Annotated in this window: 11 protein-coding genes and 1 pseudogene; 5 read left to right on the forward strand and 7 right to left on the reverse strand. The window is 73.1% G+C overall.

Annotated features, from left to right (window positions below; genetic code table 11):
• Positions 1-2: 2 nt before the first annotated feature.
• The 7 genes from ACFWW9_RS00650 to ACFWW9_RS00680 all read right to left on the reverse strand — a co-directional run bounded on the left by ACFWW9_RS00650 (position 3) and on the right by ACFWW9_RS00680 (position 16,006).
• Positions 3-1,733 (reverse strand): ABC transporter ATP-binding protein, encoded by a 1,731-nt coding sequence (locus tag ACFWW9_RS00650; RefSeq protein WP_390370257.1) that lies wholly within the window; start codon positions 1,731-1,733, stop codon positions 3-5.
• Positions 1,734-1,741: 8 nt separating this feature from the next.
• Complete coding sequence (locus ACFWW9_RS00655; RefSeq protein WP_390370258.1) at positions 1,742-2,869, reverse strand: glycosyltransferase; 1,128 nt, start codon at positions 2,867-2,869, stop codon at positions 1,742-1,744.
• Positions 2,866-3,666 carry an alpha/beta fold hydrolase gene (locus ACFWW9_RS00660; RefSeq protein WP_390370259.1) on the reverse strand — a complete coding sequence of 267 codons (801 nt, stop codon included), beginning with the start codon at positions 3,664-3,666 and terminating at the stop codon, positions 2,866-2,868. The genes ACFWW9_RS00655 and ACFWW9_RS00660 overlap by 4 nt, the downstream gene beginning before the upstream one ends.
• A complete protein-coding gene (locus ACFWW9_RS00665; protein WP_390370260.1) occupies positions 3,663-3,992 on the reverse strand; it encodes an acyl carrier protein in 330 nt (109 codons plus the stop codon). The genes ACFWW9_RS00660 and ACFWW9_RS00665 overlap by 4 nt, the downstream gene beginning before the upstream one ends.
• Positions 3,989-8,143 (reverse strand): beta-ketoacyl synthase N-terminal-like domain-containing protein, encoded by a 4,155-nt coding sequence (locus tag ACFWW9_RS00670; RefSeq protein ID WP_390370261.1) that lies wholly within the window; start codon positions 8,141-8,143, stop codon positions 3,989-3,991. Before ACFWW9_RS00670 ends, ACFWW9_RS00665 begins: the two co-directional genes overlap by 4 nt.
• A gap of 5 nt (positions 8,144-8,148) precedes the next feature.
• Positions 8,149-14,940, reverse strand: coding sequence for an SDR family NAD(P)-dependent oxidoreductase (locus ACFWW9_RS00675; protein ID WP_390370262.1), 6,792 nt, complete (start codon positions 14,938-14,940; stop codon positions 8,149-8,151).
• Positions 14,941-15,202: 262 nt separating this feature from the next.
• A complete protein-coding gene (locus ACFWW9_RS00680) occupies positions 15,203-16,006 on the reverse strand; it encodes an SGNH/GDSL hydrolase family protein (RefSeq protein ID WP_390370263.1) in 804 nt (267 codons plus the stop codon).
• A 266-nt stretch (positions 16,007-16,272) separates the two neighbouring features.
• Between ACFWW9_RS00680 and ACFWW9_RS00685 the strand changes: the two genes are divergently transcribed.
• The 5 genes and pseudogenes from ACFWW9_RS00685 to ACFWW9_RS00705 all read left to right on the forward strand — a co-directional run bounded on the left by ACFWW9_RS00685 (position 16,273) and on the right by ACFWW9_RS00705 (position 19,693).
• A complete protein-coding gene (locus ACFWW9_RS00685; protein WP_390370264.1) occupies positions 16,273-16,875 on the forward strand; it encodes a TetR/AcrR family transcriptional regulator in 603 nt (200 codons plus the stop codon).
• On the forward strand, positions 16,872-17,627 hold the full coding sequence (locus ACFWW9_RS00690; protein WP_390370265.1) for a TIGR03084 family metal-binding protein: 756 nt from the start codon (positions 16,872-16,874) through the stop codon (positions 17,625-17,627). The genes ACFWW9_RS00685 and ACFWW9_RS00690 overlap by 4 nt, the downstream gene beginning before the upstream one ends.
• Positions 17,624-17,878, forward strand: a complete 255-nt coding sequence (locus tag ACFWW9_RS00695) for a hypothetical protein (protein ID WP_390370266.1) — start codon at positions 17,624-17,626, stop codon at positions 17,876-17,878. The genes ACFWW9_RS00690 and ACFWW9_RS00695 overlap by 4 nt, the downstream gene beginning before the upstream one ends.
• A complete protein-coding gene (locus tag ACFWW9_RS00700; protein ID WP_390370267.1) occupies positions 17,872-18,138 on the forward strand; it encodes a hypothetical protein in 267 nt (88 codons plus the stop codon). Before ACFWW9_RS00695 ends, ACFWW9_RS00700 begins: the two co-directional genes overlap by 7 nt.
• Positions 18,126-19,693: pseudogene (locus ACFWW9_RS00705) on the forward strand (acyclic terpene utilization AtuA family protein). The gene ACFWW9_RS00700 and the pseudogene ACFWW9_RS00705 overlap by 13 nt, the downstream one beginning before the upstream one ends.

Genomic DNA, 19,693 nt, shown 5'->3' on the forward strand with positions numbered 1-19,693 from the left:
GACTATTCCATAGCATCGGCAAGCAGTTGGGTCGACGCCAGCTCGCGGTAGAGCGAGTCGTCGTCCACCAGCGACCGGTGCGTGCCCCGCGCGCGCACGACCCCGTGCTCCAGCACCACGATCTGGTCCACCTCGGTCACCGTCGACAGCCGGTGTGCGATGAGGATCACGGTGCACCGCCGGGCCGCCTGCGTCACCGCGTCGCGCAACGCCTGCTCGTTGCGGGCGTCCAACTGGGCCGTCGCCTCGTCCAGCAGCAGCACCTGCGGTTTGCGCAGCAACGCCCGCGCGATGGCCAGCCGTTGCCGCTCGCCGCCGGACAGCGTGACGCCGCGCGGGCCCACGGGCGTGTCCAGCCCGTCGGCCAGCCCGTCGACCAGGGTGTCCAGGCAGGTGACGCGGAGGGCCTCGGCGATGTCGGCCTCGGCGGCGTCGGGAGCGGCGTAGAGCAGGTTGTCCCGGATGGTCCCGGCCATCGCGGGCGCGTCCTGCTCCACGTACGCGATCCGCCGCCGCACCTCGGCCCGCGTCAGGGTCGCGACGTCGATCCCGTCGAGCAGGACCGCGCCCTCCGCGGGGTCGTAGAACCGTTGCAGCAGCGCGAACATCGTCGTCTTGCCCGCGCCGGAGAGCCCCACCAGCGCGGCCTGCGTGCCGCCGGGGACGGTGAACGAGACGCCCTTCAACGCGGGGGTGCGGCCGGGGTAGGAGAAGTGGACGTCCCGGAGTTCGACGGCCGGGGGCGTCCCGCCGTCGGGCAGCGCGACCAGCGCGGCCACGTCGTCCTCGATCGGCATCTCGCGGACCTCCTCGATCCGCCCCACCGCGCCGAGCCCCTGCTGCATCTTGCTGGCCCCGCCGACGAGCGCCGCGAGCGGTCCGGCCAGGAAGAACACGTAGAGCAGGAACGCGATCAGCGACGCGGCGGAGAGGTCGCCCGAGGCGACCAGCATCCCGCCGAACCCGAGCACGGCCAGGAACGCGCCCTGGATGGACGCCCCGGACACCACGCTCACGACCGCCGCGTAGCGGGCGCCCACGAGCCCGGCCCGGTAGGCCTCGTCGACCGCGTCCTCGGCCAGCGCCGTCTCGCGGTCCTCGGCCCCGTTCGCCTTCACCGTGCGGGCCGCGCCCAGCGTCCGGTCCAGCGTCGCGCCGATCGCGCCCACGGAGTCCTGCGCGCGGGCCACGGCCTGCCGGATGCGGGGCAGCACGAGCGTCAGGACCGCGGCCACGGCCACCAGCACCAGCAGCGTCACGCCCAGCAGCCCGAGGTGCAGCGTCCCCATCAGCACGATCGCGCCGACCAGCGTCAACGCCCCGTTGACCACCATGATCAGGCCCTCGGTGGCCGCGCTCTGCAAGAGCGTGCTGTCCGACGTGACCCGCGCGATCAGGTCGCCCGGTGGCCGCCGGTCCAGTTCCGGCACCCGCAGCCGGATCAGCCGGAACACCAGCCCGCGCCGGACGTCGCGGACGACGCTCTCCGACGTCCGCTGCTGGAGCCACGCCGTGGCCCCGGTCAGCGCCGCCCCCGTGAGCAGCAGCGCGGTGAGCAGCGCGATCGGGCCCGCCACGCTCCCGCCGGTGCCGAGCGCGGTCAGCACGTCCTGCGCCACCAGCGGTTGGGCCAGGCCGCACGCGCTGGCCAGCAGCGTCAGCGCGAGGGTCGAGAGCAGCACCCCGCGGTGCGGTTTCGCGTACGACAGCAGTGTGCCGAAAGAGCCGGACATCGTGTGCCTCAGACCTTCTCGAGGTGGTCCGCGGCGCGGGGTGCGCCGCCTGCCGCGCGGAACGAGTCGCCGACCGCCCCGGCCGCCTTGCGGTGGCCGTTCGCGTCGTCGAGCACCGCCGTGACGGCGTCTTCCAGGTGGGCCGAGGTGGCGCGGGAGAAGCGGACGCGCACGCCCGCGCCCGCGTCGACGACCTGGCCGGCGACGATCGGCTGGTCGTCGCGGATGGGCGCGACGACCAGGGGGACGCCGTGCCACAGGGTCTCGCAGACGGTGTTGTGCCCCGCGTGGCAGACGACGGCGTCCACCCGCGGGAGCAAGTCGAGCTGCGGGACGTGCCGTCGCACCAGGACGTTGTCCGCGACCTCGCTCAGCGACCCGTCGGGGTCCACCACGACGGCCCGGACGTCCATGCGCCCCAACGCCTGCGCGGCCTGGGCGAGGAACCGGTGGCCCGCGTCGGCGTTCGCCGTGCCGAGGCTCACGAGCACCGTCGGCCGATGGGTCAGCCACTCCCACGGGAAGTCCGTCGTGGACGGTCGCGCGACGATGGAGGGGCCGACCAGCCACACGTCGTCGTGCGGCAGGTCGACGGGCCCGAGCAGCTCGCGGGTGGTGAACGCGAGGATGCCGTGCGGCGACATCCTCGGGTCCGGCCCGGTCCGGCCGTCGCGCAGCGAGTCGATCCGCTCGGTCAGCCACGCCTTCACCTTCGGCATCCCCGACAGCGGGTCGACGAGCTCCGCGGACGTGGTGGCCGAGGTGATCCACGGCAGGCCCAGCTCGTCGGCGACCAGCGCGCCCGCGACGGCCTGCTGGTCGCACACCACCACGTCCGGCTGGAACGCCTTGATCGCCGTGCGGACACCCGGCCGCATGGCCTCTCCCAGCGGCAGCAGGAAGTCCTGCCACAGGAAGCGGAACGCGGCGGGCCCGGTCAGGTCGGCGGCGCGCGGCACGAGTTCCGGCGACGCGCAGCCGAACACCCGCGCGTCCGGGCCGACGAGCTTGCCGATCGCCTCGTGGTGGCCGGCCCAGGCGACTTCGTGGCCGCGCTCGACCAGTTCCGCGGCCACGCCGAGGGTCGGGTTCACGTGCCCGACCAGCGGGGGGACCACGAACAGGAACCGGCTCACCCGACGCGGCCCAACGCGTGGTCGCGCACCCAGCCGAGGATGGCGTCGCGGGTCTCGTCGGTGCGCTCGATCAGCACCGAGTGCCCCTGGTCGGGCAGCACGACCGTGCGGCACGACGACAGGTACGACTCGAAGTACGGCACCTGCCGGGACAGGCCCGAGTCCGCGCCGAAGATCGCCAGCACCGGGCAGCGGATCGCCGACAGGTCGTCGGCGATCGTGTCGCTGACGGGGATGTCCTCCAGCATCGAGGTGACCTGGAGCAGCCTGCCCGCGGCCCGCGAGAGGCGGGCGGTGTGCTTGCCGTTGTTGACCGCGATCCAGTCGATCACCGCGTCCTGGGTGAGCTGCGACTTGGCCAGGTCCAGCCCCTCGGCCATCCGCACGGTCCACGCCTGGACCGGCGGTTCGGCCTCGATGGCGATCACCGTGGCCACCCGCTCCGGGTGCGCCGCCGCGAGCCCGAACGCGATGCTGCCGCCGAAGGAGTTGCCGACCAGGTGCACCGGCCGGGTGATCTCCAGTGCGTCCAGCAGCGCGACCAGGTCGGCCACGAACCGCTCCAGGTGGTACCCGGTCGCCGGGCGGTCGGACTTGCCGTGCCCGCGCAGGTCGTACATCACCACGTCCACGCCCGCCGCCGCGAACGCCGGGCCGAGGGTGAAGTAGTAGCTCGCCAGGCTGTCGGTGAGCAGGCCGTGGATGAACACCACGACCGGCGCCTCGCCGTCGACCGGGATCGTCGGGGGAAGGCGCTGCACGTGGGTGTCGAGGTCGCCCGCGAGGATCTTGGTCATCCGCGGGCCGCCGCGCGCAGCGACACCACGACGTGGTCCACGAGCTGGCCCACGGTCATCGCGATGATCTCCTCCAGGTCGAACCCGGCGATGAACTCGGCGAAGTTGACCTCGTTGCCGTACCGCTCCTTGAGGTCGGCCGAGAGCGACACCAGGTCGATGCTCTCCAGCTCCAGGTCCTCGTGGAACTTGGTGTCCCTGGTGATCTCGACGTCGTCCAGGCCGTACTCGTCGAGCAGGACCCGCAACATGCCCGCGATCTCGTTCAGCACAACGGCCTCGGTGACCTTGCCCTCGGTGATCGGCGCGGTGGTTTCGACGCTCATGTGTCCTTCTCCTGTTCGTCGTCGGCCGTCCAGGCCACGATGTACTCCCTCGTCGGCAGACCCGGCGGGTTGCCGATCCGTGCGCACCGCACCTGGTGGACCGCGCCGTCCACGGGGTGCGCGCCGAACGCCTGTGCCACCGCGGCCCTGGTGGCCTTGGCCTCGGCGTCCGGGTCGTCCGCCGGTTCGACGGCGATGCCGCACCGGCCGCGTCGCGCGATGGCGACGCCCAGTTCCCGGCAGTGGGCGGACGACACGGTCAGCGACGGCGCTTCCCGTCCGTGCACGCCCACGACCTCGTCGTCCCGCAGCAGGAGTTCGGCGGGGAACACCTCGCCCTCGCCGTGGTCCCACATCCAGCGCCGCACGGCGTCCTTCGCGGCGATCCGGCCGAGCAACCACTGCCGCTTGCCGCGCGGCGACTCGGCGTCGTACTGCTCGCGCTCCGCGCTGCCGAGCTGGTTGCGCATGATCAGCTCGCGGGTCGCGAGGTCCGGCCACCGCTCGTGCACGCGCGTCCAGCCGCCGTCCTCCACGGTGGACAGCGTGTTGCGGCCGGGCGCGCGGTCGTTGGCGCGGATGTTCGGGTCGCTGTCGAACCGGCGGTCCGACCAGCCGTCGAACTCCGCCCACACCCGGCCGTCGTGCACGAGCTGCATGTCGGCGGTCAGGGCGGTGTCGGTCACGGACGTGATGCGCACCAGGCACTCCAGCCGCTCGCCCGCGGCCGGGTGCTCGCCGTGGAAGCGGATCCGCCCGATCGCCACGGGGAACACCGTCGTGCGGTCGGGCAGCGACGCCATGATCCAGTAGCCGAGGACCTGGCCCACGTTGTCCAGCAGCGCGCCGGGCGCGGCGGGCGTGACGAGCCTGGCCCGCACGTGCTTCGCCCCGATCGCGGTCAGCTCCTCGACACCCTGGAACTGGGGACCGTGGAACATCCAGCGCTCGTCGTACAGCTCGCGCGCGGTGAGGTCCGGCGTGCGCTCGTCGGTGAACGTCCACGGCGGCGGCGCGCTGGTCGGGAAGTCCGGTGCCAGCTCCACGACCGCGCGGGAGTAGCCGTCGAACGAGGCGAGCACCCGGTCGTCCCCGGCGGGCACGACGCTGACCGGCACGTCGACCGATGGGATGGCGGTGATCCACTGGCTGAGCCGCACGTCGTGCACCGCGACGGCCCGCTGACCGGGCGCGGCCTGCTCGGCGAACGCCATCAGGTGGCCGATCACCGTCGTCGCGGGCACGACCGGCCAGCTGTCGACGTGGTCCGGCCAGCCGGGGCGCTGCTGGAAGAAGCAGTGGTCCAGCAGGTAGGGCATGGTGTCGACCGACACCCGCAGCACGCTGTCGAGCCGGGTCGGCGCGGGCGCGGGCCTGCGGGCGGTGAGCAGTTCGGCGGCCACGTCCGCGGTGTCCCGCAGCAGCAACGACAACTCGGCCGCCAGCGGGGAGCCGTCCACGAGACTGTCCAGAGCGGACGCTTGGCCGGGCATCCGCAGCCGGGTGTGCGCGTCGAGCGAGATGAGCGCGCCGCCGAGGTCGAGCCGGACCGGCGTCCGACGTCGGGGCGTCGGGCCCGGCAGCAGGGCGCTGACGTCCGGCTCGGCCCCGTCCGCCCACAGCGCGGTCACGACGCGGCGCACCTGGTCGAGCCCGTCGCGGTGCGGCGAGTGCGTCGACACGACCAGGTTGTCGTTGCCCTGCAACGTGTCCGTGACGAGCGAGCCCATCTGGCCGACGCCGAGCTGCACGAACGCGCGGAACCCGGCGGCGTGCATGGCCTCGACCATCGGCCGGAACCGGACCGGCTCCAGCAGGTGCCGGACGAACAGGTCGCGCACCTCGTCCGGGTCGGTCGGGAACTCGGTGGCGGTGGTGGCCGACCACACCGGCACGTGCGCCGGGTTGATGTCGTAGGTCTCGGCCGCGCGCTGGATCGGCGCGAGGTAGGGCTTGAGCATCGGCGTGTGGAAACCGGACTGGAACGGCAGGACCTGGCTGATCACGCCGTCCGCGCGGAACTTCAGCACCAGCGCCTCGACCGCGTCCGACGGTCCGCAGATCATCGACTGGCTGGGCGCGTTGTCGTGGGACAGCACCACGTCGTGCTGGTTCGCCAGCGCCGCGAGGACCCTGGCCGCCGGAGCGCCGAGCACCGCGAACGCCAGGCCGGGCACGCGCAGCGCGTCCGGGTCGAACGTGCCGAGGAACGCGTCGACCTGCGGCGCGGAGTGGATGCCCCCGGCCGCCATCGCGGTCCACTCGCCGACGCTGTGCCCGGCGACGGCGTCCGGGCGGACGCCCAGCCGCCGCAGCACGGTGTCCAGCAGCCGTCCGAGCTGGAACACGCCCGTCCCGTGCCTGCCGACGTCGCCGACCAGCGCCTCGGAACGCCAGTCCAGCCCGAACCGCTGGGCCAGCGCGTCCACGGACGGCGCGAACTCGGCCTCCAGGCCGGGGAACAGGAACGCGAGCTTGCCGCCGCCCGCGCCCAGCAGGGGTTTCGGCGCGAACCACACGTCGTTGCGGCCCCGCCAGCCCGCGCCCTTGGCCACGGCTTTCCGGGCCAGTGTCAGGCGTTTCGCCGTGGGGTCGACGATCCCGAGCCGCGTCGGGCCGACCGCGGCCTCCCGCTCGTCCAGCCCGGCGGCGAGGACGGTCGCGTCGTCGGTGTCCAGCAGTGCGGCCAGGTGGCCGGGGGAGGCGGCCGACAACCGCAGCACCCGCTCGGGTTCCCGCACCGCCGCCGGGCCGGGCCTGCGCGTCGGCGCCTGCTCCAGCACGACGTGCGCGTTGATCCCGCCGAACCCGAACGCGTTCACGCCCGCCCGGCGCGTCTCGCCGATCCACGGCCGCGTCTCGGCGATCGGCCGGAACCGGGTGGTCGCCAGCGCGGGGTGCGGGTCGTCGCAGTGCAGCGTCGGCGGCAGAACCCCGTGGTGCACGGCCAGAGCCGCCTTCACCAGCGCCGCCACGCCCGCCGCGGGCATGGTGTGGCCGATCATGGACTTGACCGAGCCGATCACCGGCTGGTCGGTCGCGGACGCGGGCCCGAACACCTCGGCCAGGGTGGCGAGTTCGGCCGCGTCCCCGGCCGGGGTGGCGGTGCCGTGGGCCTCGATCAGGCCGACGGACCCCGGTCGAGCCGGGTCGGTGCCCGCCGCGAGCCACGCCTGCCGGATCGCCCGCACCTGCCCGCCGGTGTCCGGGTTGACCAGGCTGGCCGTCCGGCCGTCGCTGGCGACGCCGGTCCCGGTGATCACCGCGTACACCCGGTCGCCGTCGCGCTCGGCGTCCGCCAGCCGCTTCAGCACGACCACGCCGGTGCCCTCGCCGATCAGGACGCCGTCCGCGCCCTTGTTGAACGGCCGGATGCGCTGGCTCGGCGACAGCGCCCCGAGCTGGGTGAACACGCTCCACAGCGTGATGTCGTGGCAGTGGTGCACGCCGCCCGCGAGCACGACGTCGCAGCGCCGGTCGGCCAGTTCGCGCACCGCGTGGTCGACCGCGACCAGCGAGGACGCGCACGCCGCGTCCACGGTGTAGGCCGGGCCGCGCAGGTCGAGCCGGTTCGCCACCCGCGACGCGGCGAGGTTCGGCACCAGCCCGATCGCGGACTCCGGGGAGTCCGGGCCGAGCTGGTCGCTGAACGCCTGCCGCACCTGCTCCAGCTTCTCGTCGCCCAGTTCCGGCATGAGCTGCCCGAGCGTGCGCACGAGTTGCCGCGCGGTCCGGACCCGCTGGTCCAGCCGGGCCAGCGCCGGGGTCAGGTACCCGCCGCGGCCGAGCACCACGCCGACGCGCTCGCGGTCCACCGGCAGCCGGGCGTCGCCGCCCGCGTCCGCGATGGCCGCCGCGGCGACGTGCAGCGCGAGGAGCTGGTCCGGCTCGGTGCCCGCCACGGAGTGCGGCATGATGCCGAAGGTGATGACTTCCACCTCGGCCAGCGGGTCCACGAACCCGCCGCGGCGGCAGTAGACCCGGTCGGCCCGGCGTTCCAGGTCCGGTTCGTAGTAGTCCGCGTCCCAGCGGCCCGCGGGGACCTCGGTGATCGAGTCGACGCCGGTGGTGATGTTGCGCCAGTACGTGTCCAGGTCCGGCGCGCCGGGCAGCAGGACCGACATGCCGACGATGGCGACAGGGGTGGTCATCGTCGTCACCAGCCCGATGCCGTGTAGACCACCGAGTCGACGGTCTCCGGGCCCCAGGCGAGTTCGCGCAGCAGGCTGAGCGCGCCCTCCTCCGGGTCGATCAGCTTGATGCCGCGCTGCGCGTAGGACCGCATCAGCTCCGGCGTCACCATGCCGTTGTTGACGCCGGTCGGCGCCCACGGTCCCCAGTGGACGGTCAGGCCGCGGAAGTCGCACCCGCGCCCCAGCGCCTCCAGCGCGTCGTTCGCGGCGGCGTAGTCGGACTGGCCGCGGTTGCCCAGCACGGCGGCGATGCTGCCGAAGAACACCGCGAACCGCGGCCCGTTCGGCAGGCCCTCCACGGCCTCCAGGACCGTCTTCGCGCCGTCGACCTTCGTGCTGAACACCCGGCCGAACGACTCGGCGGTCTTCTCCGCGATCAGCTTGTCCTCGATGACCCCGGCGGCGTAGACGAGGCCGTCCAGCCTGCCGTGCTCGGTGTGGATCTCCTTGACCGTCCGGTGCACCGCCTCGACGTCCCGCATGTCGACGGAGTGGTACCGCACCTGGCTGCCCAGCTCGGTCAGCCGCCGCACGGTGTCGCGCACCTCCCGCACGGCCAGGATCCGGCCGATCTCCCGTTCGATCTCGGCCGGGACCCGCAGGCCGCCCGCGATCAACGCCGTCCGCAGGGCCGCCGGGTCGGTCGCCGCCGCGAGCGCCGCGGGTTCGTCCTCGGCGGGCAGCGCGGTGCGGCCCACCAGTTCGATCCGGCACCGGCTCGCGCTCGCCAGGGTCGCGGCGAACCGGGCCGTGATGCCCTTCGCACCGCCGACCAGCAGCACCACGGAGTCGCGGTCCAGCCCGATGGCCAGCGCCTCGGCCGCGCCGTCCCCGGCCGGGCCCGCGCCGGAGCTGCCGAGCAGCCCCAGGTCCGTCTCGACCATCCGCAGCCCGACCCGCCCGTCGTCGGTGATCCGCACGACCGGTTCGCGATCGGCGGCCCCGAGTTCCGCGACCAGCGCGTCGACCCGGACCTCGCCGTCGAACTCGACGACCTTCACCGCCGTGTCCGGGTACTCCCTGGCGGCGCTGCGGGTGAAACCGCGCAGGCCCTCACCGGCACCGGCCAGGACCAGCCACTTCGGGTTGTTCGCCAGCAGCGACTGGAACAGCGGGAACGCCTCGGGCAGGTCGGTGGAGCGGTCGAGGTGGAACACGCCGTCGACCGTCACGCCGGGGTCGCGGGTCACGCCCGCGCCCAGGTCGACCAGCCGCGCCACGAGTTCCTCGCCGTCGCCGACGACCAGGAACCGCTGCCCCGCCAGGGAGTCCGGAACGGCCGCGGCGGGCAGGGCGAACTCGGTCATCACCAGCCGGTTCGGCGCGATCACCTCGGCCTCGACGCTCGCGGCGACCGGCTTCGGCGCGGGCGTGCCACCGCCGCCCAGCAACGCCGTGATGGCCGCCGCCGTGCGGGCCTGGGACAGCACTTCCAGGTCGGTGGCGACGCCGAGCCGGAGGGCGAGTTCGCCCGCGATCTCGGTGCGCTTGATGGAGTCGACGCTGAGGTCGGCCTCCAGGTCGAGGTCCGGTTCGATCATGTCGGTGGGGTAGCCGGTGCGCTCGGCGATGATCTGGAGCACCGTCTGGAGCACGTCGGCCGTCGGCTTGGCCTGCACCACCACGACTGGCTCGGACCCGAGCAACGCGGTGATGGCGGCGGCGGTCCGGGCCTGCGACAACACCTCCAGGTCCGCCGTGACGCCGAGTCGGATCGCCAGCTCGCCCGCGATCTCGGTGCGCTTGATGGAGTCGACGCTGAGGTCCGCCTCCAGGTCCAGGTCGGGCTCGATCATGTCGATCGGGTAGCCCGTGCGCTCGGCGATGATCTCCAGCACGGACTGGAGCACGCTGGTGGCGGGCGGCGTGACGGCCACGACCACCGGGGCCTGCTCGATCACCACGGGCTGGAGCACGACCGGCTCCGGCCGCGGCGCCCGTTGCACGGGCACCCGTTCGGCCGTGCCGAGGTAGCTCATCAGGACGTCCCGCTGCGCGGCGATCATCTCCCGGCTGCCGCGGAGGAACTCCGCGATCAGCGCCTCGTCGGAACCGCCGCCGCTGTGGGCCGCCATGGGGATCTCCTGAACGCGTTCGGCCGGGCGCAGCGCCCCGGTCGGGATGACGCCCGCGGCGGTGCGGACGAGGTGGCCGTCGACGGTCCAGCCCGCCGGACGGGTCGTGCGGGGCACGGAGGCGTCGACCGAGTCGCGGCCGCGGTGCAGCCACGCGGTGCGCGGGTCGACCCCGGAGACCGCGAGCTGCGCCAACGCCGTGAGGAAGCCGTGCACCCCGCGTTGGCCGTAGGACTCCATGCCGATCGTCCGGTGTGGACGGTCGCCGAGGGTCGCGGACACCAGGCCGGACAGGACCGAACCGGGTCCGGCTTCCACGAACACCCGCGCGCCGTGGGCGTGCATGGCCTCGATCTGCTCGGCGAACCGGACCGGGGAACCGATCTGCGCGGCCAGTTCCGCGCGGACGTCGTCGGGGTAGACGGTCGCGGTCCGGTTCGACCACACCGGCAGTTCCGGCGCCCGCACGTCGACCAGCGCCTCGGCGAACGCCTCCCCGGCCGCGGCGACCAGCGGGCTGTGGAACGCGCACGCGACCTTGATCCGCTTGGCGCTGAACCCGTTGGCGTGCAACAGCTCCACGGCCGCGTCGACGTCGGCGGTCGGGCCGGAGACCACGGTCTGCGTCGGCGAGTTGTGGTTGGCCACGACGACCGACTCCGGCAGCAGCGCCGCGAAGTCGGCGGCGGGGGCCGTGACGGCGGCCATCGCGCCCGGATCGTCGCCGGTCGCGGCGAGGATCGATTCAGCTCTCGCGGCGCTCAGCGCGGGCAGGGATTCCGCGGGGAGCGCGCCCGCCGCGGCGAGCGCGACGAGTTCGCCGTAGCTGTGGCCCGCCACCATGTCCGGCTCGACGCCCGCCAGTCCCAGCAGGTCGTGCGCGGCCAGTCCGACGATGCCGAGCGCGGGCTGCGCGACCCTGGTGTCGGTCAGCCGGGCCTGTTGCGCGGCCCGCTCGTCGGCGTCGAACGCGGTCGGCGGGTGCAGCACGTCCGCCCACTTCGCACCGACCTGCACGTGTCGTTGCAACTCGGGGAAGGCGACGAACAGGTCGGCGAACATGCCGGGCCGCTGGCTGCCCTGGCCGGGGAACAGGAACGCGACCTCGCCGTCCAGCGGAGCGGCCTGGAAGATCCCGTCGGACGGCTTGTCCTCACCGGCGACGGCCCGGCGCAACTGCCCGGCCAGACCGTCCACACTGGACGCCACGACGGCGAACCGCACCTCGCTGCGCCCGAGGTCGGCGCGCTTGGCGGCGCTCAGCGCGTAGTCGCGCAACCGCCACCCGCCCGCCTCGACCAGTGCGAGGAGTTGCTCGGCGGCCTGCACCGCGCCCTCGCCGCGGAAGGTGAACAGCTCGGCGGGCCACTCGTCCACGCCGTGGACCGGCGGGGGAGCGCCGTCGTAACCCCGGAGCACCACGTGGAAGTTGGTGCCGCCGAAGCCGAACGCGCTCACGCCCGCGACCCGGTCGGCGGGTTCGGCCGCCCACGGCCGCGGTCCGGCGTGGAAGGTGAACGGGCTGGTGTCGGCGTCCCACGCCGGGTTCGGCTTGCTCACGTGCAGGGTCGGCGGCTGGACGCCGGTGTACAGCGCGAGGGACGTCTTGATCAGCCCGGCGAGCCCGGCGGCGCACTTGGTGTGGCCGATCTGGGACTTCACCGACCCGACCGCGCAGCTCGCGGGCGTGGCCCCTGCCTCGACGAACACGGAGGTCAGCGTGCCGAGTTCGATGCGGTCGCCGACGACGGTCCCGGTGCCGTGCGCCTCGACCAGGCCGACCTCGGCGGGGGAGATGCCCGCGTTGCGGTAAGCGCGTTCGAGCGCGTTGCGCTGGCCCTCCGGCCGGGGCGCGGTGAGGCCGAGCGCCCGGCCGTCGCTGGCGCTGCCGACGCCCTTGATCACGGCGTACACCCGGTCGCCGTCGCGTTCGGCGTCGGCCAGCCGCTTGAGCACCACGCACGCCACGCCCTCGCCGAGCGCGATGCCGTCGGCGGAGCTGTCGAACGTGGCGCACCGGCCGGTCGGCGACAGCGCGTGCACCGAGGAGAAGAGGAGGTAGTCGTTGATGCCGTTGTGCAGGTCCGCGCCGCCGCACAGGACGACGTCGCTGGTGCCGCTGGTGAGCTCCTTGCAGGCCACGTCCACCGCGGTCAGCGACGACGCGCAGGCCGCGTCCACGGTGTAGTTCGCGCCGCCGAGGTCGAGCCGGTTGGCGATCCGGCCCGCGATGACGTTCGCGAGCACGCCGGGGAACGAGTCCTCGGTCAACGTCGGGAGCTGGCCGCGCAGACCGGCGGGCACGTCGCCGAAGTAGCTCGGCAGGACCGTGCGCAGGGTCATGGCGTTGGACAGGTCGCTGCCCGCCTCCGCGCCGAACACCACGGAGGTGCGCGAGCGGTCGAACGGCCGGTCGGCGTACCCGGCGTCGGCCAGCGCCCGCGAGGCCGCCTCCAGCGCCAGCAGCTGCACCGGTTCGATGCTGGCCAGCGAGGTGGGCGGGATGCCGTACTTCAACGGGTCGAACGGGATCTCCGGCAGGAACCCGCCCCACCGCGACGGTGTTCGGTCGCCGTCGCCGTCGGGCGCGTAGTAGACGGCCGGGTCCCAGCGGACGGTGGGGACCTCGGTGACCGCGTCCACGCCGGACAGCACGTTCGCCCAGAACGTGGGCAGGTCGGGGGCCTGCGGGAACATGCAGGCCATGCCGATGACAGCGATGTCCAGCGGTGCGGGCACGGGGGTGTCGACCGGCGCGGCCACGAGCCCGAGTTCGACGGCCCTGGCCCTGGCGAAGTCCGCGGCTCCTGCCGTGACGCTCGCGTGCAGGTCGGCGATCGTGGTGACCTCGGACCGCAGCACGGCCACGTCACCGGCCATGAACATGCCCTCGCCCAGCTGGCGGTTTTCGTCCACCGTGGACAGTTCACCGCCGACGCGTTCGAGGCCCTTGCTGGCGAGGCGGAGCCTGCCGACGTTGAGGCGCTCCAGCAGTTCCCACGCCTCGCGGTCCGGGACTTGGCGGTCGCGCAGGTCCTGCTTGACGGCGGCGTACTCGTCGGTGAACGGGCTCGTGACACAGCGGGTCGCGTGACCGGGCGCGGTCTCCAGCAGGGCGGTCCGCTCGGCGGCCACGACCTGCCGCTGGAACAACGGCTGCACCGCACCGGCCTCGACGGCTTCCTCGGTGAACAGGTACGCGGTGCCCATCAGCACGCCGATCGCGCCGCCGCGCCGGGTGAACGGCGTCGCGAGCGCGGCCACCATCGCCGCCGAGCGCTCGTCGTGGATGCCGCCGGCGAACAGCACGTGGACGTCGTCCGCCGGGAAGTCGGCGAGGACCGCGAGTTGGGCCTCCCACAACGGGAAGCTGTTGCGCGGCCCGACGTGGCCGCCGCACTCCGCTCCCTCGAACACGAACCGCCGCGCCCCGGCCGCGAGGAACTGCCGCAGCAGACCGGGCGACGGCACGTGCAGGAACGTGGTGATGCCGACCTCGTCCAGCGCGGCGGCCTGCGCGGGCCGTCCACCCGCGATGATCGCGTGCGTCGGCCGCAGGTCCCGGATCACGTCGAGCTGCGCGGTCTTCACGTCCTCGGCCGCGAACCCGAGAACCCCGACGCCCCAGGGGGAGTCGCCGAGCTGCTCGCGGGTCCGGGTGAGCACTTCACGGGTCTGCTCGCCGGTCGACAGCGCCAGCGCGATGAACGGCAGCCCGCCGCCGTCCGCCACGGCGGCGGCGAACGCGGGCTGGTCGCTGACCCTCGTCATCGGACCTTGCGCGATGGGCAGGGCGGTGCCGAGCAGGCGGGCGCCGGGGGAGTCGCCGCTCAGGGTCTCCGCGTGCTCCTCCAACGCCGTGACCACGGCGTCGCGCACGCCGCGGACGGCCGCGCCGACGGTGCCCCAGCGGTCGCGGAAGACGGCGGCGAGGAACCCGTCCTGCCCGACGGGCAGGAAACGCGCGTCCAGCGGGCCGGTCAGCGCCGCCAGGTCCGGAGTGGTCTGCGCGCCGGGACCCTTGCGCAGCAGCACGCGGTGTCCGTGCACGACGGTCGTCTCGGAACCGTCCATCGTGGCGATGGCCCCGGTCACGTCCGCGGGCAGCTCCGACTCGGCGAGCAGCGCGAGCTGCACGTCGAGCACGACGCCCGCGGCTCCACCGGCCACCGCGGCGGCGGCCGTGTTCGGGCCGATGCCGCCCGCGGCCCACACGGGCACGTCCAGGTCGGCCAGGAGTTGTTGCAGCAGCACGAACGTGGCCAGCTCGCCGACGCGACCGCCGCTCTCGAAGCCGCGGGCGATCACGCCGTGGGCGCCCGCCAGCACCGCCTCGTGGGCCTCGTCGCGGGAGGCGACCTCGACCAGCACCCGCAGGCCGGGCAGGTCGGCGGGGCGCAGGGGCGCGTCGACCGCCAGCACCGCCGTGGTGACCCGCTCGGGCAGGTCGGCGGCTCCCAGGCGGCAGCCCGCGGTGATCCGCACGCCGAACCCGCCACCGGCCCACCGGGCGGTCCTGGCCAGCGCCGCCCGCGCCGCCCGACCACCCGTGCCGAGGTCCAGCACGCCGAGCGCTCCCGCCCGTGCCGCGGCCGCCGTCATTCTCGGGGAGGTCGTGGAGAACGGGTTCAGCGCGATCACCAGATCGTCCGTGCCGCTTCCGTGAATCAACCCGCGCATTCGCACTCCAGTAACACTCGAAAGAGTGACAGGGACTACTCGGAGTTAAACGCTACTCACCGGTCACGTCAATGCGTTCGCGGGCTGAAAATCTGCAATCCCGCTCACATGTTAATTCCACTCCCGTAACACGGGAAACGCCCTGAGCTGCTGTTTTGTGCGCCGGACACGTGCCGGACGCATGATCGTCACGAAATTACCGGCGTACGCCGAACACCCCTTGGACCCGGTGGTCCAAGGGGTGTTTCGGAGGCTGGAACGATCAGCCGGTAATGGAGTTCAGGGGCGCGAAGTACCCCAGCTGGTGACCCTTTTTGTTGGGGTGGAAAGACTCGTTCAGCTTGAAGATTTCCAGTGCCGTCAGGTACCAGTCGGACGTGCAGATCTCGTGACCGTTGAAGGTCGTTCGCGCGTCGAGGAACGTGAAGCCCGCGGCGGACGCCTGCGCCGCGGTGACGCCCGCGAGCACGTCGGCCGAGGCGTTGATCGCGGCCTGCTTCGGTGCGCTCAGCTGGCCGAAGCACGTGCCGCCGGGCTTGTAGATGCGCGGGTAGCCGATCACGACGACGCGCGCGGAGGGGGCGTTGGCCCGGACCGCGGCGTAGGTCTTCTGCAACGCCGGGGCGACCGTCGTGCGGACGATCTCACTGGCGGCCTGGGTGCGGGCGACGCAGTCCGAGTCGGACCCGAACGTGCAGCCGACGAGCACGTCGACGAAGCCGGCGTCGTTGCCGCCGACCTGGATCGTGACGAGCGACGTGTCCGGGGTGACCAGGGGGAGTTGGGAGGTGAGGACGTCGGCGGTCTTCGCGCCGGAGCAGGAGGCCTCGGTGAACGCCACCGAGGGGTGCGCGGCGGCCCAGAGGCGGGGGTAGGCGAAGGGACCGCGACGACACGGGTCGTCCGGATTGTCGTAACCGTACGTTCCCACGCCGACCGCGTAGGAGTCGCCCAGCGCCACGTACTTGGTGATGGCGCGGGGTGCCGCCGATGCCGCCGAGGTGGTTCCTACCAGCAGGGAAAGGACGCCCAGCAGCGCAAGGGCGATGACGCGTAACGCTCGCATTGGTACTCCGTAGATCACCGGGCAGGGGGGAACGGCGTCTTAGGGTTAGCGGTCGATCACGCTCAGCGAAAGGCCTGACGTCGAGAATTCACCGAAGTGCGTACGGTCGGGCCAGTCGTTTCCCCCTTACGCCACCGGCCGTCCTGCGGAGGTCCGCACGACCTGCGGGGGTCCGAACACCCCACTGTGGACTGTCCACGGTGGCCCGATCGGTCTACAAACAATCAGGCTTGACTGTTTGTTAGTGACGCGGCACACTCGATCGCATGGTGCTGGAGACGAGGCAGCGGCAGGCCGACCGCAGCCGGGAGACCAGGCGGAAGTTGATGGAGGCGACCGTCGACTGCCTGGTGGAACGCGGCTGGTCGCGCACGACGACGATCCTCGTCGCCGAGCGCGCGGGCGTGTCGCGCGGCGCGCAGCTGCACCACTTCCGCACGCGCGGGGAGCTGGTCGCGGCGGCCGTCGAGCACCTCGGCGCGGAGAGCGTGCTCCAGCTCAAGGAGCGCGCGGTCGGCGTCGGCAGGGCGCCGATCGCGGTGGTGGGGCTGATCGCCGACTTCTACGCGAGCGACCTCTTCTCCGCGGCGCTGGAGCTGTGGGTCGCGGCGCGCACCGACGAGGAGCTGAAGACGATCGTCCTGCCGTTGCAGGCGAAGCTCGGCCGTGAGACGCACCGGCTGGCCGTGGAGCTGCTGGGCGTGGACGAGTCGCGGCCGGGTGTCCGCGAGGCCGTGCAGATCACCCTGGACCTGGTGCGCGGCCTGGCGTTGGCCAACCAGCTCGCGGACGACCGCAAAAGACGGGCGGGCATCGTGCGGCACTGGGCGACGATGCTCGAAGCGGCACTGGAGGAGAGCGGATCGTGATCATCGACGTGCTCGACGACCTGCGGGTCGAGAGCTGCGAGTTGGACGACCTCGTCGCCCCGCTGGACGACTGGGGCGTGCCGACACCGGCGGAGGGCTGGACGATCGGCCACCAGATCGCGCACCTGGCGTGGACCGACCGGGCGTCGCTGCTCGCCGTCACCGATCCCGCCGGGTTCACCGCGGGACTGTCCGGGTACGACGAGCACACCGTGGACAACGCCGCCGCCGAGGGCGCGCGGCGACCGGACTTGTTGGCGCACTGGCGAGCAGGACGTGAACAGCTCGCGGAGGCGTTGTGCGCGGTGCCCGCGGGCGAGAAGCTGGTGTGGTTCGGGCCGAAGATGAGCCCGGTGTCCATGGCGACAGCCCGACTGATGGAGACGTGGGCCCATGGCCAGGACGTGGCGGACGCGCTCGGCGTGCACCGCGAACCGTCGGAGCGACTGCGCCACGTGGCCCACATCGGCGTCCGCACGATCCCGTTCTCCTTCCTCGTCAACGGCCTCGCCCCACCCACCGACCCGGTCCGCGTCGAACTGGCCTCCCCCGCGGGCGGCACGTGGACGTGGGGCCCGGAGGACGCGGAGAACCGCGTCACCGGCCAGGGCCTCGACTTCTGCCTGCTGGTGACCCAACGCCGCCACCGCGACGACGTCGACGTGACAGCGGTCGGCCCGGTGGCGGAGGAGTGGCTCCCGATCGCCCAAGCCTTCGCAGGCCCTCCGGGGCCGGGCCGGGCGAAGTCGTGATCCGGCTCGGCGCGGTCCGCGAACTGCCGGACGCACTCCCGCACTCGCCCAACGGCCTCGCGCTCACCGTCAACCCGCTACCCGCCGACCAGACCGCGCCCAGCGGCGGCCTGCGGCTGCGGGGCCCGAAGACCCGCGCGGGGATCGGACTTCCTCCTGGAGTCGAGGCGCGGCAGCACTGCGAGGCCGTGGACGTGCCGGCGGCCGGCCCCATCGCGGGCCCTCGCGGCGAGGGGTGGGCGAAGTGGTGACCGGGATGGGCATTGCCTCCGGTTTCTCCGGTGACCGGCTCGGCGTGGGCCGCGAGATGCCGGAGGTGTTCGCAAGCGTGGTCACCGGCCTCGCGCCACCCGTCGGACCTGCCGCATCCAGCGGCGGCTTGTCGTCGTGGGGCGCGGAGAACCGGATCACCGCGCGGGGCTTGGACTTCTGCATGGCCGTGGACGTGCCGGCGGCCGGGTCGGTCGCGCAGGCGTTCGCGGGTCCATCCGGCGAAGGGTGGGTGTCGTGATTCGGATCGGCAATGCCTCGGGCTTCTACGGCGACCGGCTCGGTGCCGTCCGGGAGATGCTCGAAGGCGGCGAGTTGGACGTGCTCACCGGTGACTACCTCGCCGAGTTGACCATGCTCATCCTCGGCCGCGACCGGATGCGGGACGCGAGCCTGGGGTACGCCAGGACGTTCCTCCGGCAGATGGAGGACTGCCTCGGGCTCGCCGTCGAGCGCGGTGTGACGATCGTGGCGAACGCGGGCGGTCTGAACCCGCACGGGCTTGCCGAGGCGATCGAGAAGTTGGGGCTGGGCGCGAAGATCGGGGTGGTGAGTGGCGACGACCTGCGCGCGGACTTCCCGGAGTCGTTGACGGCCAACGCCTACCTGGGCGCGTGGGGCATCGCCGAGTGCGTGAAGGCCGGCGCGGACGTCGTGGTCACCGGTCGGGTCACCGATGCCTCGCTGGTGGTCGGTCCGGCGGCGGCCCACCACGGGTGGGCGCGGGACGACTGGGACGCGTTGGCCGGAGCCACGGTCGCGGGCCATGTGTTGGAGTGCGGGACCCAGGCCACGGGCGGCAACTACTCGTTCTTCACCTCCCTCGACGTCGACCGGCCGGGTTTCCCGATCGCCGAGGTCGAGGCGGACGGGTCGTCGGTCATCACCAAGCACGACGGCACCGGGGGAGCGGTCACGGTCGACACCGTCACCGCCCAACTCCTGTACGAGATCGGCGACCCGGCCTACCTCGGCCCGGACGTGACCAGCCACTTCGACACCATCGCCCTGGAACCGCACGCGCGCGGGGTGCGGATCTCCGGTGTGCGCGGGAGTCCGCCGCCGGACACGCTCAAGGTCTGCCTGAACAGCCTCGGCGGCTTCCGCAACGGCACCACGTTCGTCCTCACCGGCCTCGACGTGGACGCCAAGGCCGACCTGGTCCGCCGCCAACTGGAAACCGCGCTGGGCCCCGACGGCCTGACCTGGACTCTGGCCCGCACCCACCAGTCGGACGCGGACACCGAGGAGACCGCCAGCGCCCTCCTCCACGCCACCATCAAAACCCCGGACGCCAAGCGCGCCAAGGCCTTCTCCCGCACCGCGATCGAACTGGCCCTCGGCTCCTACCCCGGCTTCCACGTCACCGCGCCCCCCTCGGACGGCACGCCGTTCGGCGTCTACCGCGCCGCGTACGTGCCCCGCGACCGCGTCCAGCACCAGGCGACCCTGCCCGACGGGAAGGTGATCACGGTATGAGGCTGCCACTCGGCACGATCGCCGGAGCGCGCTCCGGCGACAAGGGCGGGGACGCCAACCTCGGCGTGTGGGTCCGCACCGACGAGGCCTACGCCTGGCTGTCGGAAGAACTGACCGTGGCACGGCTGAAGGAACTGCTGCCCGAGGCGGGCGAGGTCGTGCGGTACGAGCTGCCGAACCTGCGGGCGCTCAACTTCGTGCTGCGCGGGCTGCTCGGCGACGGGGTCGCGTCGTCCACGCGGTTCGACCCGCAGGCCAAGGCGCTCGGCGAGTGGCTGCGGTCGCGGCACGTGGAGATCCCGGAGGCACTGCTGTGA

It is taken from the genome of Umezawaea sp. NPDC059074, from assembly GCF_042738955.1.
Classification (GTDB): Bacteria; Actinomycetota; Actinomycetes; order Mycobacteriales; family Pseudonocardiaceae; genus Umezawaea.

Excerpts from the sequence above, each read along its gene's own strand:
- ACFWW9_RS00650 (WP_390370257.1), bottom strand. The coding sequence starts at position 1,733 with ATGTCCGGCTCTTTCGGCACACTGCTGTCGTACGCGAAACCGCACCGC.
- ACFWW9_RS00665 (WP_390370260.1), bottom strand. The coding sequence starts at position 3,992 with ATGAGCGTCGAAACCACCGCGCCGATCACCGAGGGCAAGGTCACCGAG.
- ACFWW9_RS00685 (WP_390370264.1), top strand. The coding sequence starts at position 16,273 with ATGGTGCTGGAGACGAGGCAGCGGCAGGCCGACCGCAGCCGGGAGACC.
- ACFWW9_RS00680 (WP_390370263.1), bottom strand. The coding sequence starts at position 16,006 with ATGCGAGCGTTACGCGTCATCGCCCTTGCGCTGCTGGGCGTCCTTTCC.
- ACFWW9_RS00670 (WP_390370261.1), bottom strand. The coding sequence starts at position 8,143 with ATGACCACCCCTGTCGCCATCGTCGGCATGTCGGTCCTGCTGCCCGGC.
- ACFWW9_RS00660 (WP_390370259.1), bottom strand. The coding sequence starts at position 3,666 with ATGACCAAGATCCTCGCGGGCGACCTCGACACCCACGTGCAGCGCCTT.
- ACFWW9_RS00675 (WP_390370262.1), bottom strand. The coding sequence starts at position 14,940 with ATGCGCGGGTTGATTCACGGAAGCGGCACGGACGATCTGGTGATCGCG.